Genomic DNA, 13984 nt, shown 5'->3' with positions numbered 1-13984 from the left:
GGCTAAGACAGAGGAGTTGCACTTGAAGCTTGTTGTCATCCCCGGACTGAACGGTAACGATCAATTCTGCATTGAGTTTCTCGAGCAACTTTCCATCGATACACAATTCATTCCGTTGCCAGAGGGCTGCCCTCAAGATCATAAAACGATAGCCAACAAGATCGCACCACAACTCCCACAAGAGCCCTTTATTTTGCTGGTCGAATCGTTTGCTGGCTCGATAGCCCCCTACCTGGCAGCTAACAGCGAGATACCTTTAAAAGGTATTATTTTCTTTGTCAGCTTACTAGCGCCACCGAACAAACTTCTGCTGGATGTGCCGAAATTACTGACCGCAAAAAGCGTCTTTAAGTTACCTTTAGCCGAAAAGCAGCTGGCAGCACGATACCTCAATAATGATGCATCGCCAGAGCAGGTAAAGCACGTCAGAAAAGTTATCGAGGACATCCCTCACCCTGTTTTGCAACAAAGAGCTCAAGCGTTAAAGCAGCTTGATGCTTTTCCTGGGCAGCCAGATATTCCGGTGGCTTATGTTGAAGCCAGCAACGATAAAGTCTTAAATCAACGCGCTAAAGACAGTATAGCTCAGCTCTACCCCGGTGCCAGAAAATACCCAATGGAAGGTAGCCACTTTCTGCTCTACACCAAACCTCATGAATCCGCTGCGCTGGTGGAGAAAATCTACCGCACGTTAATTGGTCAAGAGCAGGCTTAACAAACCAAAACCTATTAACAGCAGCTTTTACTGGGCCGCTCCCCTGAGAACGAGTCCTGAGCATAGGTCGGTATCTCTTTTAAGCTGTGAAACAGCTCCCACGAAATATTATCAGGATCCTTAACCCAGAATTTATTCGACTGCGCATAACAGCAAGATGCCCCCAGATCGTCTTTAACAGGCTGCTTACTGCTTTCAGCAGCATCTTTAAATACCAATAATGCATCGGTCGAATCAACCTCCACTCCAAGGTGATCTAAACCAATGTTCGTTGATCGGTTTGATATTGCAAAGTTTACACTCGGTTCATCCAAACTCCACTTAATATAATCCTCTTTCGCAACCGTTGGTGTCTGTCCAAATAATGTTGAATAAAACTGCGTGCTGCTCTCTAAGTCACTCACCGTTAAATGCAGATGTATCCGTTTCATGGTCTTACTCCTCAATAAATAACTATATTCGAATATCCATATATAAAGTAATCTAAGCTGAAGAAATGGTCAAGTACCGCAGTAATATATTATTGGATTAAATCAGGCAACCAATAACGAGCCCATGATTGCCTGAGACTTGAGAAAGGTTAGAAATTAATGCCCGCAGGTTCCGTCTTGATGAACATGCCCGTGAGCAATTTCATCTTCTGTGCCTGGGCGTACCGATAACACCTTCACTTCGACCTTAACGGCCTGTCCCGCCAGAGGATGATTAGCATCAATCACCACCACATCATCGCGAATTTCTCGCACCATCACGGCATGCACCCCATCGCTGCTTTCCGCCGCCAGACGCATTCCTTCAGTCAGATTTTTGACCTCAGCAAAAGCTTCTCTCGGCACTTCCGTTTTAAGCTCTTCTTCATATGGACCATAAGCTTCTTCCGGGCCAAACTCAACTTTGACTTTTTGCCCGATGGCTTTGCCAAGCAGCTCGTTTTCCAGGCCCGGCATTACTTCGCCGTGTCCATGCAGGTACACCCAGGGACCGCCCTCATCCGAGCTTTCCCAGATATTCCCCTCTAAATCCATCAGCTTATAATCCAGCTCAACAACACTATTCTTTTCAATCTTCATGTAACTTCTGTCTAATTAAATAAATACAATATCAACGATGAGAACAACCCACAGTACCAACAAAACAAAATAGCTTGAAATAAACGCCTTAAAGCGATGGAACACATTGTTATAGGTACAATGAATGTAAGCGTGCGCAATTCTACATAAAACATAGAGCCAAGACAGCCCCAGCAACCAATACGAAGTGCTATTCGTTAGCATCGCAATCACCACCGCCAAATAGAACAAAACCGGCATCTCGAACAAATTCATAAAATGATCGGGGGCACGATTGTCTTCCATCAATCGGTTCATGTCCTGGCGAGAAGCCGTTTTCTGCGGATGCAGCCGCTGCTCACGGTAGAAACGAAAGCGGCGTCGAGCCATCACGATAGCTACCGAGAATGTCAGCAGCACCATGACGAAAACGGGAATTAAAATAGGTTGGAATGGCATAAAGTCTCCTTAAAATGTGCTCAACCTTGAACTTTGTCTACCGCCAGGGCAGCCCAGGCCTGTGAGGTCGGCATCAGTTCAATCGAATTGACATTAACGTGCTGTGGCTGCTCAGCAGCCCATAACACTGCCTCTGCAATATCTTCTGCCGTTAATGGTGCTGTGTCTCTATAAACCTGATCCGCTTTTTCCTTATCTCCACCAAAACGCACCAGCGAAAATTCAGTCTCCGCCAGACCTGGCTCGATATTAGTGACACGAATTTGAGTTCCCAACAGATCAGCACGCAGGTTACGCGTAAACTGTTTCACAAACGCCTTAGTAGCACCGTAGGCATTGCCGCCCGGGTAAGCATAATTGCCTGCAATCGAACCGATATTAATAATATGGCCACAGCGACGCTCCACCATTCCAGGTAATAGCTTACGTGTCATCAAATATAGACCTTTAATATTGGTATCGACCATGCGATGCCAGTCTTCAAGATTCGCCTCGTGTGCTGGCTCTAAACCCAGCGCCAACCCAGCATTATTCACCAGAATGTCTATTTTGGAAAACGCTTCTGGCAGCTCGCTGAACAACGTATCGATTTGTTTCTCAGAGGTCACATCCAATGGCAGCACATGAATTTTCCCTTGCCCAAACTGCTCTTCCAGAGTTTTCTTCAGTCCCTCTAAACGCTCTTTACGACGCGCAGCGACGATCACTTTATGTCCTTTTTCAGCAAAGCGTCGTGCCGTTTCTAACCCAAACCCAGAACTTGCTCCAGTGACCATAATGGTTTTCACTGAAGGCATTGATTGACTCGATGTCATTATTTCTACACCATGATCCGAACTAAATGTAGCTAAATACTACCACAGGCTTGCGCCATACACAGTTACATTAGACAATGCTTGGTAAACCTTGCGTCAACTTAACAACGATAAGCCTTTTATTTTTATGTCTGAAGAATATCAGTTTCAAATCAGCGTTAAAACAGAATACATCGAAGAACAGTCGGAACCCGAGAACGAGCGTTACGTTTTTGCCTATACCATTACCATAGAGAACACTGGTGATCTCGGTGCTAAACTCGATTCCAGACACTGGGTTATTACTGATGCTAATGGCGAAGTGACGGAAGTTCAGGGGCAGGGCGTGATTGGCGAGCAACCCTTTATCGAACCGGGTAAAAGCTACCAGTATTCCAGCGGTGCCGTGATAGCCACACCTATCGGCACTATGGAAGGTAATTACCATATGGTTGGACAGAACGGTGCTGAATTCGAGGCACCGATCCCAGTGTTCAGTTTAACGGCGCCAGGAGTCCTGCACTAGTTCATGGCGACCTATGCAATCGGCGACATTCAAGGCTGTTATGATGAATTTCGTTTGTTATTGTCAAAAGTCCAATTTAATCCAGCAAACGACCGATTGTGGCTAGCCGGCGATCTCGTCAGCCGTGGTCCCAAGTCACTCGAGGTCCTGAACTATGCCTATGAGCACCAGGATCTTATTGAAGTTGTGCTGGGTAATCACGATCTCCACCTGCTGGCGACCTACTACAATCAGTCCAAATTGCCTAAAAAAGACGATCTCAATCGAGTCCTGAAGGCCAGCAACTGCCAGCAACTGATGGAGTGGCTGCGCAAACAGTCGTTGGCGGTTTATGACAAATCGCTCGACTTCCTGATGACACATGCCGGGGTGCCGCCGGAATGGAATCTGGATCAAACTCTGGCCTGTGCTTATGAGTTGGAAGAGGTATTAGCTGATAAAGATAGCGCTACCCACTTTTTCAAGCACATGTATGGCAATAAGCCGGATCATTGGAATAAAAAATTGCAGGGTATCGATCGGTTACGTTTTATCACCAACGCCCTGACCCGGATGCGATTCTGTCACCAGCACGGTAGCCTCGACTTCAAGAGCAAATCCACACCCGGCAAACAGGCCAAAGGCTTAAGCCCCTGGTTCGAACTCAGTAATATCGGTCTGGAAGCCCGGGTCGTCTTTGGTCACTGGGCTGCACTCGAAGGAAAAGCCAAAGCGAAAAACATCTATGCCATCGATACCGGCTGTGTCTGGGGCAATAAACTCACAGCCCTGCGACTTGAAGATCAAAAGCGCTTCCATGTCAAAGCCTTACGCCGGTGGGCATAACATTTTTTCACGCTGGTAAGATGACTTGTATTAGTTCAGCAATGTGCTAGACTCAGAAATCTTGGATTTATCTATAAGGGAATTAGAATGACTGTACTCAAACCAGATGAGAAGCTTATAGCATTTGAAAAAGACGTAAAGGCCGGCCCCCTCGCCATCAATGATGCTTTCGATTTATATTTTGTGGAAACACAAACGGGCCATTATAAACTTATCGTTTTCATGAGAGTTCAGTTTTTCTTTGAAGAAGGGAACGGTGGCAAATGGCAGGCACAGGAAAAAAACCAGTTCATCAACCAGTGGAAGTCATCCATAAAGTCCATGTGGGGTGGCAGGTTGCTAAAAACTCTGAAGAAGTCTAAAAAACGCATTTCCATTGAATTCCGCTTCGAAACACAAATCGATGGTTTCATGTTTGATCATTGGGAAATTACCGTTGAGAAGGTTAAGAGTTTCGCGCGCAGTTATGTTAATCCGAGAACCGGTAACGTCAAACTGGATAGCCTGGATCTCAAGCTCACCCGTAAGCATGCTAATCATTCGCAAAAAGGCGCCGATCATGAGTTTGGCCATATGCTGGGCCTAAAAGATGAATACTTAGATGACAACCCGCATAATAAAGACTACCGCTCAATCATGAACAGCGGTGCAACTATTCTTCCACGGCATAACGCTCCCTATATGAAATGGTTAAACAACACCCTGAAGGAGCAAGGCATACAATGAAAAAACTATCCTATTTACTTGTCATTACCCTATTCATTTTAACGTCATGTAAGCAAGGCAGCAGCACAATGAACTCATTAGATAAGCTTCTTTTAGAAGTAAAAAACAGCGAAACCGCTGAACAGGAAGCACAGGCACTTAAAGCCATTTCCGACTTTATAGGCGAGCACCGGGTGACTATTGAGGTTAATACCTTCGATAACGGAACCAAACAGAGCCTGCAGGAGATTCAGAAGCTGGAAGAAGTAGAGAAAGCCGAGATTATTTTCTCCTTCGACGGCGAGGAGAAGAGTTTTACCTGGGCCCCTCAGGATATTAACAACGCTTTTGTATTGTTTCGCGAATAACCTCTTGATTTGACAAATTAAAGGCAGCTCACTTAGCAGAAACAAGCTGCCTTTCCTTACTTCTCTTCCCCCACTCCCCATCATTACCCACTGATTCTACAATTTGTACTGATTAAACTATCGCCAATGCCTGCAAATATCGGTACAATTAAAGGCTTTCGGTGTCGATTTTCTGCGTTGTGGGTACTAAATTCGTCTAAAACCCGCTGGATAGAAGCATTTTGGAGCACACTCTCGTATGTTAAAAAGCATGACCGCTTTCGCTCGCCAGCAATTTGCTGCCGAATGGGGCAACGTTACTTGGGAAATTAAGTCTGTTAACCAGCGCTTTCTGGAACCTAACTTCAGAATGCCGGAGTCATTCCGCCATCTTGAATTTGAGTTACGAAATCTCCTGCGTAAAAGACTCAACCGAGGCAAGCTCGATTGCACCCTACGTATTGAGATGAATCCAAAGCATGCAGGCCGCATGAAACTGGACCAAGACATGGCCCAGCAGCTATTAACGGCCCATGAAGAATTACAGGTTCTGGCGCAGGACAATCAGTCGCCGGATCTGGTACAGATGATGCGCTGGCCAGGGTTACTGCAACAGGAAGAAGCCGACACTGACACCATGGAAAAGGACGTCAAACAGGCCTTTTCCCAGGCCGTTGATCAGCTGATTGAAGTACGTCAGCGGGAAGGTGAAGCCTTAACCGACATAATTGAGCAACGTCTAAAGGGTATTTCAGCCGAGGTTGGCAAAGTTGAAGAACAGATGCCAGAAGTGATGCAGTGGCAACGTGAGCGCATCACCAACCGCTTCGAAGAGGCCAAGGTCGAGTTGGAACCAGAACGTCTGGAACAGGAAATGGTATTTTTAGCGCAAAAACTGGATGTGGCGGAAGAGCTGGATCGCCTGAATACGCACGTTACCGAGTGTTTGCGCCTGTTAAAAGATAAAGGTCCGGTAGGACGCCGTTTAGACTTCTTGATGCAGGAGTTTAACCGTGAAGCCAATACGCTTGGCTCGAAATCAATTAATGCCGCTATCACCAACAGCGCGGTTGAGATTAAGGTATTGATTGAGCAAATGCGCGAACAAGTACAAAACATTGAATAATACGAATTAACCCAAAGTTAATACTATGACGCAGTCTCAAAACACGGCAAAAGGTACGTTATACGTGGTTTCAGCGCCTTCGGGTGCAGGCAAGACCAGCTTATTGAAAGCGGTCTTGGCACAAATGCCAGAGTTGAAATTGTCCATATCACACACCACGCGTCAGCAACGTCCTAGCGAGACCAATGGTGTGGATTACCACTTCGTGACAGTGGATGAGTTCCAACAAATGCTTGATAAAGAAAGCTTTTTGGAACATGCTGAAGTGTTTGGAAATTATTATGGTACCAGTCGGGTGTGGCTTGAGGAGCAACTCGAGCAAGGCAACGATGTTATTCTTGAAATTGATTGGCAAGGTGCGCGCCAGGTTCGTCTGTTAATGCCTGAATGCCGCAGTATTTTTATTTTGCCACCGTCGCAAGAAGAGCTATTAAACCGACTCAGGGGCCGTGGGCAGGACAGCGACGAAGTGATTCAATCACGCATGGCAGAGGCCAATCGTGAGATTATACATTACGACGAATACGATTACTTAGTCATTAACGATGACTTTGAGCTGGCCTGCCAGGAACTTTCGGCGATATTCACAGCACGCCGTCTACGCCTGCCAAGCCAGAAAATCCGCCAGTCGGCGTTGATTAAAGATTTATTAGGTTAGTTTTTTTGGATACACTGTTTTTAACGGTGTTATAGAAGATTGTTAAAGCGGATTCTCCGCAAGGTAGTAAGAGGTAAGTTATGGCACGAGTAACAGTACAAGACGCAGTAGAAGTAGTTGGTAACCGTTTTGATTTAATCATGCTAGCAGCAAAGCGTGCACGCCAAATTGCTGATGGTACGCATGATCCAAAAGTTGAATGGGATAATGACAAACCAACAGTCGTCGCTTTACGCGAAATCGAAGAAGGTTTAACCACCGCGGAAACAGTCGCAGCTGACGAACGCGCGGCGGAGCAAGAACAGGAAGCTCGCCCAGTATTATTCTAATAACCTTTTAGACAGAAACGCGCATGCCTTATTTTGCAGATCTTAAAAACGTTCTTGAAACCTATCTAGAACCTCCACAGGTCGCGGATGCTGAGCGTGCGTATAAAGTCGCTGAATGTGCGCATAATGGACAGATGCGCTCCAGCGGCGATCCTTACATCACCCATCCAGTCGCCGCCGCCAATATTCTGGCCGAGCTGAAGCTCGATCACCAGACCATTATGGCCGCGCTGATGCATGATGTGATTGAAGACTGTGATGTCACTAAACAGGATCTAACCGAAGAGTTCGGTGAAACCGTTGCCGATTTGGTGGAAGGCGTCAGTAAACTGACCCAGATTGATTTCCAGTCAAAAGAAGAGGCGCAGGCCGAAAACTTCCGAAAAATGATGATGGCGATGACGCAGGATATTCGCGTTATTCTCATCAAGCTCGCCGACAGATTACACAACATGCAAACCCTCGGCGCACTGCGGCCCGATAAACGTCGCCGCATCGCGCGAGAAACACTCGAGATTTATGCGCCGATTGCTAACCGCCTGGGTATTCATCGCATTAAAGAGCAGCTGGAGCTACTTGGCTTCGCCAATCTCTACCCTTTACGTTATCGCATTCTTCAACATTCAGTTAAGAAAGTTCGCGGACACCGCAAAGAAGTGGTCGAACGTATTACCAAGCAACTGAGAGATCGCCTCAAAGATACCGGATTAAAATGTCAGGTGATTGGCCGCGAAAAGAGTGTCTACAGCATTTATAAGAAGATGCGCGATAAAGTGGGCACCTTTAATGAAGTTATGGATATTTATGCTTTCCGTGTCATCACCGACATGGAAGATTCCTGCTACCGCGTATTAGGCCAGATCCATAATTTATTTAAACCGATTCCAGGACGCTTTAAAGACTATATCGCGATCCCCAAAGCCAATGGCTACCAATCGTTGCATACGGTGCTGCGAAGTAAGTCGGGCATGCATATCGAAGTGCAAATTCGTACCGAGTTAATGGATCAGATGGCGGAACATGGTGTGGCGGCCCACTGGTTGTATAAAACTGGCAACTCACACCACCCTGCAGAAACGAAAGCCCGAGAATGGCTACAAAGCCTGATCGAGCTTCAGCAAAATGTTGGCGACTCCATCGAGTTTATCGAAAACGTTAAAATCGATCTCTACCCTGACGAAGTCTATGTTTTTACCCCGAAAGGAAAAATTATAGAGCTGCCTAAAGGCGCCACACCGGTCGACTTTGCCTATGCGATTCATACCGATATCGGCAATACCTGTATCGCCTGTAAGATCGATAAACAGTTCTCGCCATTAAGTACTCCTCTGGTCAATGGTCGAACAGTCGAAGTTATTACTGCGCCAGGCTCTCGTCCTAATCCGGCCTGGCTCAGCTACGCCGTGACGGGCAAAGCCCGTACCAATATCCGCAACTTCGTAAAGAATATGCGTCACGATGAAGCGGTGCATCTTGGACGACGCCTGCTAGAGCAGTCTCTGAAACAGTCTTTGGATGAATTTAGTGAAGAGCAACTGCAACAAATCACCGAAGTGACGCGTTACAAGAGTCTAGATGATCTATTGGCGAACATCGGGTTAGGTAAAATTGCCAGTGCCTTGGTCGCTCACCGTTTAACCAGCGATGAAAAAGAGCTCAAAGAAGTCAGCAAGAAAGTAGAATCAGCCGAAGAGCGCTCACCTTTAGCCATTAAAGGTACGGAAGGCCTGGTCATCAAGTATGCTAAATGTTGCCGCCCTATCCCTGACGATCCGATTATGGCCTACGTCAGTCCCGGTCGTGGCTTTAACGTCCACCGTGAGAACTGCCCGAACATTCAACGAGCACACAAACACAATGACCACTATGTCCCCGTACAATGGTCGGAAGAACTCGAAGGCGAGTTTAATACCGAGTTAAGGCTGCACGTTTTTAACCAGCGTGGTGTACTGGCCCAGGTGACCAACATTATCGCCAACCAGGATGGGAATATCATCAACATCGATATCAATGAACTGGATGGTGACGTCAATATTATCACCTTCCTCATGGGCGTCAGAAATCGTGTCCACCTCGCTTCCATCATCAAAAAATTGCGTGTGATACCTTTTGTTAACAAAGTGTATCGTTACCCCGATATTCAACCGAAAGGACAGAAACGTGACGAAGAAAGTCATTAATACTGATAAAGCGCCTGCCGCCATCGGCACCTATTCACAAGCAGTGAAAGCTGGCAATGTGGTTTACTTATCCGGACAGATTCCACTAGTTCCTGAGACTATGGAGCTGGTTGAGCCTTTTGAAGAACAGGTGCATCAGGTATTCAAAAACCTCAGCGCAGTATGCGAAGCGGCGGGCGGTTCATTAGATGAAATCTCCAAGCTTAATATTTTCATGCTTGACCTGTCTCACTTTGCCACCGTGAATGACATCATGTCGCAGTACTTTAGTCAGCCTTACCCTGCTCGAGCGGCTATCGGCGTTAAAGAACTACCGAAAGGCGCTGATATCGAAATGGATGCCATCATGACCTTGGATGAGGGCTAGTCATTGCAACAGCGTAGTCCGACTCGATATCAGAAGATTATCGAGCTTCTTTCCAACCGTCAGCCCGATCTGACGGTTTTTATGGATGAGGTCCACAAACCTCATAACCTGGCAGCGATTGTAAGGACGTCTGATGCAGTGGGCATTGGCCATGTTCATGCCGTTTTCCCTCCAGAGGTTCGATATTCTGGTCATCACACTTCGAGTGGTAGCAAACGATGGGTCACTACGCACAAGCACCCTGACCTTAGGACAGGTATCGAACAAATTAAGTCCCAAGGTATGCAAGTCTTGGCAGCACATTTTTCCGACAAGGCTGTTGATTTCAGAAGTATAGATTATACCAAACCCACCTGTCTGCTTGTTGGTTCCGAGCTCGTCGGTGTTTCAGATGAAGCTGCGGAGCTTGCTGATGAACACGTCATTATTCCCATGGTCGGAATGGTTCAGTCACTTAATGTGTCTGTTGCTACGGCATTAATTCTTTACGAAGCCCAGCGCCAACGCGATGAAGCAGGCATGTATGGCGAACTCAAAGTGCCGCAGGAGGAAGTCGATTTCATTCTGTTTAATGCACTACACCCCAGTGTAAAAAAGTACTGCGACAAACATCAAATTCGTTACCCCAAACTCAACGACGAAGGGGATATCGACGATCCAGATTGGGATGAGCTAAGAAGGAATATATAGCACTTAACCATACAAGGAAATGTCATGTTAGTTAGATCAGCTCTGTTAATTATTGTCGCATGCCTCAGCAGCAGCACGCTTGTTGCGGAACAGAATCTACAGAATAAAATTAACGTTACTTTCAATAATAACTTGCAAGAGTGTGTTTCTATCCCCCGTCACTCGATCCAACGAACGGCTGACAAGCTTTTACTGAGTGTCGACTATAAAACACAGCAGGTTATTGGTCACTGTAGCTGTAAGTCGGCACTCGCTCACTACAAGGTATCAGCTCACAATAAAGAACTCACGGCAGGATTAGTGGAATTTAGAAATGATGAGGAATTAACGATCCCCCTACCTTATTCGGATAGTCTGCTCCGTGATAAACAGGTTGAAATCACTTTCTCCTGTTCCCAACCTCAATAACATTTAAAGTGAATCAGGCATTGAGCCTGGTTGCACGAATAAATCAATCACACCATTCTTAACATCAATGCTTTTTATCCCAACAGACATATTACGTTTACCGAACTCTTTATTCAGAGAGCCGAGAGCCTGTACCAGATACTGCCTTTGCTCGGCTGCCACGGTTACCTGTATTTTACAGGTCTTACTCTTACAAACGGTATCCTGTTCCACAAAAGGATAGGTTCTTGTTGAATCCATCAGTAGAATATACAGCTCATTTTCCCAATAAGATTTCCAACCGTAATCTGCTACTGACTCTGACTGATAGGAGACTTCTAACTCCTCGCCACTAATATGAATATCAAGCCCGCTTTGCTCAGAATTCTGCTCAGAGCTAGCTATTTTGTCTTCGATTTGCTTCTCTTCAATGTTCATTTGCACGGCTTCTTTTTCCGCTCTTTCCTCTTCTTTAATGGCCTCCATCGTGATCTCGCCTTTAACGCGGACTGGAGTTTTAGTCGCATCCTTAGCCGGTACTTCGGTAGTTCCATCATTCATCAATAGCCTCGCTAATCCCACTAGTAGTAACACGACTAACAGTAATCCCACGATTTTTTTCATACCTATTCCTTTTTGTTAACCAGTAAATTAGATAATGTTGTGCCATTTCGTTCAAACTGGCTATACTGCTACCAAAACATCAGTAAGGATATGCGATGACCAACAATAATACACAACTTTCCCCAACCTCAGGAAGTAATCGTTACCACTCTCTGGATCTGATCCGCGGTATTGCGGTGGCTGGTATTCTGATCATGAATATCTATGCCTTTGGCAATATATTTTCTTACTATGTTAATCCCACAGCCTTAGGTGAGCCGTCAACGCCAAACCTTATTACCTGGGTTCTAACACATATCTTCGCCGATCAGAAATTTTATACTTTGTTCTCCATGCTGTTTGGTGCAGGCATCATGCTGATGGCCGAACGAGCCGAAGCGGCGCATACCTCTCCCGCCTGCTTGCACTACAAACGTATGGGCTGGATGCTGGTGTTTGGGCTGATCCATGCTTTGTTAATCTGGTATGGCGATATTCTGGTTGCTTATTCCATTGCTGGTTTGTGGGTTTATTTATTTGCCCTGCATACCAAGCCAACCACAAAACTGGTTATCGGCTCCATCCTAATCGCCATCATTTTGGTACTGATGTCATCCTTTGCCCTGTTCGTCGAGCAAATGCCGGAAGTCGATACCCAGCAGATGCGAGAAATGTTTCAACCAACCCAGGCAATTATTGATAAAGAAACAACCCCCTACATCACCAGCTATTCGGCCCAGGTGGCGCACCGTACCCAGTTCTTTTTCTATAACCTGCCAATGTCCGCTTTTTTCTTTGGCTTTTTCCGCATCGGTGGCTCGATGTTGATTGGTATGGCGCTATACCAACTGGGAATTTTAACCGCTCAGCGTAGCCGCAGCTTCTATATTAAACTGATGGTTATAAGCTTTATCGCCGGTTTTGGTCTTATTGCCTACGATACTTTTAACTTACTAACCACCGACTTTGGCCTGCAAGCTTCCATGTTATCTTTTATGACCACTAACAGTTTAGGCGCGATTTTTGTCGCTCTCGGTTATATCGCATTATTCTGTCTGTGGGCTCAATCTGATAAACTCGTTGGCTTACGGCAACGGCTTGAAGCTGTCGGCCGTATGGCATTTACCAATTACCTGACTCAAAGCATTATTTGTACCCTGCTTTTCTATAGCCATGGTTTAGGTCTATTTGGCCAGCTCGAGCGCTATCAATTAATGTTAGTCGTCGCTGTCATCTTTATTGCCCAGCTGTTATGGTCCCCCTGGTGGCTGAAACGATTCAAATTCGGACCATTAGAATGGCTCTGGCGCAGCCTCAGCTACGGCAAACGACAACCTTTTAAGCGAATTGAATGACTGATAATTTAGCACCTCCGATCATCGATCTCCGATCGTACAAAGATTATGTTCGGGGGCATTTACCCGGAGCCGTACATATTCCTTTCGAGCAGCTGCCCGATCTATGGCATGAGTTACCGCCTAAAGGCAGCTCCATACAGCTATGTGTTGCCGCTGATAAACGAGCGACTGCAGAAGAGTTGTTCCACCAACGTGACTTCATTATTACGCAGCTCCATGACGAGAGCCAACTGGCTCAAGCGCCCTTGAATACTGGCGATAACAAGAACCGCCTGTGGAAAGGAAACCCCCTACTCGAACAGCATACCGAGTTTTTTACGCCTGCCCCGGACACTACGCCAGTCGCTGTCGATATTGGGTGTGGTTCGGGACGCGACAGTATTTTACTAGGGATGCTCGGCTACCGTGTCATCGCCATTGATGTGTTCGATGGCGCTTTAGCCCGTGTTGCCCACTCGGCTCATCGCTGGCAACTGAAGATTGAGACGGTGGAAATGAACTGTCGACAACAGCCCGATGCACTGATTGAATTGCTCGAGCAGCGTCAACCACAGCTGGTGATGCAAAGCCGTTTCTTGCATCGCCCATTATTCGATACTTATCAAAAGCACCTGCCTGTTGGCTGTAAAGTTGCGATTCACACCTTCCTTGAAGGTGCTGCCGAGTATGGCAACCCAAAAAATCCGGACTTTTTACTCAAAAATAAGGAATTAGCTGAACGCTTTGCAGACTGGTCGGTCTTATTCAATCAGGTACATAGGCTCGACGATGGACGTCCACTGTCTTTGTTCATAGCCCAAAAGCCAAAACACTAAGAACAAGTTATCCAAGAATACGAAAGCCGTGATTTAGGATTGACTTATTCC

Annotated in this window: 19 protein-coding genes; 14 read left to right on the top strand and 5 right to left on the bottom strand. The window is 46.3% G+C overall.

Annotated features, from left to right (window positions below; genetic code table 11):
• Positions 1-22: 22 nt before the first annotated feature.
• A complete protein-coding gene (locus H7708_RS09740; protein ID WP_223670588.1) occupies positions 23-715 on the top strand; it encodes an alpha/beta hydrolase family protein in 693 nt (230 codons plus the stop codon).
• A gap of 14 nt (positions 716-729) precedes the next feature.
• Here H7708_RS09740 and H7708_RS09735 read toward each other — a convergent pair whose 3' ends face one another.
• The 4 genes from H7708_RS09735 to H7708_RS09720 form a co-directional block, all read right to left on the bottom strand.
• Positions 730-1146, bottom strand: a complete 417-nt coding sequence (locus H7708_RS09735; RefSeq protein ID WP_223670587.1) for an ArsI/CadI family heavy metal resistance metalloenzyme — start codon at positions 1144-1146, stop codon at positions 730-732.
• 156 nt (positions 1147-1302) lie between these two features.
• Positions 1303-1785, bottom strand: a complete 483-nt coding sequence (locus H7708_RS09730) for an FKBP-type peptidyl-prolyl cis-trans isomerase (protein ID WP_223670586.1) — start codon at positions 1783-1785, stop codon at positions 1303-1305.
• Between the two features lie 15 nt (positions 1786-1800).
• Positions 1801-2223, bottom strand: coding sequence for an MAPEG family protein (locus H7708_RS09725; protein ID WP_223670585.1), 423 nt, complete (start codon positions 2221-2223; stop codon positions 1801-1803).
• A gap of 20 nt (positions 2224-2243) precedes the next feature.
• Positions 2244-3038: an SDR family oxidoreductase gene (locus H7708_RS09720; protein WP_223670584.1), complete on the bottom strand. Its 795-nt coding sequence runs from the start codon at positions 3036-3038 to the stop codon at positions 2244-2246.
• 127 nt (positions 3039-3165) lie between these two features.
• Here H7708_RS09720 and apaG point away from each other — a divergent pair, with 127 nt between their 5' ends.
• The 11 genes from apaG (at position 3166) to H7708_RS09665 (ending at position 11178) form a co-directional block, all read left to right on the top strand.
• A complete protein-coding gene (gene apaG, locus H7708_RS09715; RefSeq protein ID WP_223670706.1) occupies positions 3166-3543 on the top strand; it encodes a Co2+/Mg2+ efflux protein ApaG in 378 nt (125 codons plus the stop codon).
• A 3-nt stretch (positions 3544-3546) separates the two neighbouring features.
• Complete coding sequence (locus H7708_RS09710) at positions 3547-4368, top strand: symmetrical bis(5'-nucleosyl)-tetraphosphatase (protein WP_223670583.1); 822 nt, start codon at positions 3547-3549, stop codon at positions 4366-4368.
• A gap of 87 nt (positions 4369-4455) precedes the next feature.
• Positions 4456-5094: a hypothetical protein gene (locus tag H7708_RS09705; protein WP_223670582.1), complete on the top strand. Its 639-nt coding sequence runs from the start codon at positions 4456-4458 to the stop codon at positions 5092-5094.
• A complete protein-coding gene (locus H7708_RS09700; RefSeq protein ID WP_223670581.1) occupies positions 5091-5441 on the top strand; it encodes a hypothetical protein in 351 nt (116 codons plus the stop codon). Before H7708_RS09705 ends, H7708_RS09700 begins: the two co-directional genes overlap by 4 nt.
• A gap of 238 nt (positions 5442-5679) precedes the next feature.
• Positions 5680-6546, top strand: coding sequence for a YicC/YloC family endoribonuclease (locus H7708_RS09695; protein WP_223670580.1), 867 nt, complete (start codon positions 5680-5682; stop codon positions 6544-6546).
• Positions 6547-6571: 25 nt separating this feature from the next.
• Positions 6572-7204, top strand: a complete 633-nt coding sequence (gene gmk / locus H7708_RS09690) for a guanylate kinase (RefSeq protein WP_223670579.1) — start codon at positions 6572-6574, stop codon at positions 7202-7204.
• Between the two features lie 80 nt (positions 7205-7284).
• Positions 7285-7533, top strand: coding sequence for a DNA-directed RNA polymerase subunit omega (gene rpoZ, locus H7708_RS09685; protein ID WP_223670578.1), 249 nt, complete (start codon positions 7285-7287; stop codon positions 7531-7533).
• Positions 7534-7556: 23 nt separating this feature from the next.
• The gene (spoT, locus tag H7708_RS09680) at positions 7557-9713 is read left to right on the top strand and encodes a bifunctional GTP diphosphokinase/guanosine-3',5'-bis pyrophosphate 3'-pyrophosphohydrolase (RefSeq protein WP_223670577.1); all 2157 of its coding nucleotides are present in this window, start codon (positions 7557-7559) and stop codon (positions 9711-9713) included.
• Positions 9694-10080 (top strand): RidA family protein, encoded by a 387-nt coding sequence (locus H7708_RS09675; protein WP_223670576.1) that lies wholly within the window; start codon positions 9694-9696, stop codon positions 10078-10080. The genes spoT and H7708_RS09675 overlap by 20 nt, the downstream gene beginning before the upstream one ends.
• Positions 10081-10083: 3 nt before the next feature.
• Positions 10084-10770 (top strand): tRNA (guanosine(18)-2'-O)-methyltransferase TrmH, encoded by a 687-nt coding sequence (gene trmH / locus H7708_RS09670; protein ID WP_223670575.1) that lies wholly within the window; start codon positions 10084-10086, stop codon positions 10768-10770.
• 24 nt (positions 10771-10794) lie between these two features.
• Positions 10795-11178 (top strand): DUF2195 family protein, encoded by a 384-nt coding sequence (locus H7708_RS09665; protein ID WP_223670574.1) that lies wholly within the window; start codon positions 10795-10797, stop codon positions 11176-11178.
• Between the two features lie 3 nt (positions 11179-11181).
• On the opposite strand, the gene H7708_RS09660 is transcribed toward H7708_RS09665, so the two are convergent.
• Positions 11182-11781 (bottom strand): hypothetical protein, encoded by a 600-nt coding sequence (locus H7708_RS09660; RefSeq protein ID WP_223670573.1) that lies wholly within the window; start codon positions 11779-11781, stop codon positions 11182-11184.
• 95 nt (positions 11782-11876) lie between these two features.
• Between H7708_RS09660 and H7708_RS09655 the strand changes: the two genes are divergently transcribed.
• Positions 11877-13115: a DUF418 domain-containing protein gene (locus H7708_RS09655; RefSeq protein ID WP_223670571.1), complete on the top strand. Its 1239-nt coding sequence runs from the start codon at positions 11877-11879 to the stop codon at positions 13113-13115.
• On the top strand, positions 13112-13933 hold the full coding sequence (locus H7708_RS09650) for a rhodanese-like domain-containing protein (RefSeq protein WP_223670569.1): 822 nt from the start codon (positions 13112-13114) through the stop codon (positions 13931-13933). The genes H7708_RS09655 and H7708_RS09650 overlap by 4 nt, the downstream gene beginning before the upstream one ends.
• The last annotated feature ends 51 nt before the right edge of the window (positions 13934-13984 follow it).

It is taken from the genome of Kangiella shandongensis, from assembly GCF_020005365.1.
GTDB lineage: Bacteria > Pseudomonadota > Gammaproteobacteria > Enterobacterales > Kangiellaceae > Kangiella > Kangiella shandongensis.
Note: the sequence above shows the minus strand (reverse complement) of the source record. Positions and strands in the feature narration are given on the sequence as shown.

What these genes read in the sequence shown, in the direction of transcription:
- H7708_RS09665 (WP_223670574.1), top strand. Translation starts at nt 10,795, where the DNA reads ATGTTAGTTAGATCAGCTCTGTTAATTATTGTCGCATGCCTCAGCAGC.
- spoT (WP_223670577.1), top strand. Translation starts at nt 7,557, where the DNA reads ATGCCTTATTTTGCAGATCTTAAAAACGTTCTTGAAACCTATCTAGAA.
- H7708_RS09735 (WP_223670587.1), bottom strand. Translation starts at nt 1,146, where the DNA reads ATGAAACGGATACATCTGCATTTAACGGTGAGTGACTTAGAGAGCAGC.
- H7708_RS09700 (WP_223670581.1), top strand. Translation starts at nt 5,091, where the DNA reads ATGAAAAAACTATCCTATTTACTTGTCATTACCCTATTCATTTTAACG.
- H7708_RS09695 (WP_223670580.1), top strand. Translation starts at nt 5,680, where the DNA reads ATGTTAAAAAGCATGACCGCTTTCGCTCGCCAGCAATTTGCTGCCGAA.
- apaG (WP_223670706.1), top strand. Translation starts at nt 3,166, where the DNA reads ATGTCTGAAGAATATCAGTTTCAAATCAGCGTTAAAACAGAATACATC.
- H7708_RS09660 (WP_223670573.1), bottom strand. Translation starts at nt 11,781, where the DNA reads ATGAAAAAAATCGTGGGATTACTGTTAGTCGTGTTACTACTAGTGGGA.
- H7708_RS09710 (WP_223670583.1), top strand. Translation starts at nt 3,547, where the DNA reads ATGGCGACCTATGCAATCGGCGACATTCAAGGCTGTTATGATGAATTT.
- gmk (WP_223670579.1), top strand. Translation starts at nt 6,572, where the DNA reads ATGACGCAGTCTCAAAACACGGCAAAAGGTACGTTATACGTGGTTTCA.
- H7708_RS09720 (WP_223670584.1), bottom strand. Translation starts at nt 3,038, where the DNA reads ATGACATCGAGTCAATCAATGCCTTCAGTGAAAACCATTATGGTCACT.
- rpoZ (WP_223670578.1), top strand. Translation starts at nt 7,285, where the DNA reads ATGGCACGAGTAACAGTACAAGACGCAGTAGAAGTAGTTGGTAACCGT.
- H7708_RS09725 (WP_223670585.1), bottom strand. Translation starts at nt 2,223, where the DNA reads ATGCCATTCCAACCTATTTTAATTCCCGTTTTCGTCATGGTGCTGCTG.
- H7708_RS09730 (WP_223670586.1), bottom strand. Translation starts at nt 1,785, where the DNA reads ATGAAGATTGAAAAGAATAGTGTTGTTGAGCTGGATTATAAGCTGATG.
- H7708_RS09650 (WP_223670569.1), top strand. Translation starts at nt 13,112, where the DNA reads ATGACTGATAATTTAGCACCTCCGATCATCGATCTCCGATCGTACAAA.
- H7708_RS09705 (WP_223670582.1), top strand. Translation starts at nt 4,456, where the DNA reads ATGACTGTACTCAAACCAGATGAGAAGCTTATAGCATTTGAAAAAGAC.
- H7708_RS09655 (WP_223670571.1), top strand. Translation starts at nt 11,877, where the DNA reads ATGACCAACAATAATACACAACTTTCCCCAACCTCAGGAAGTAATCGT.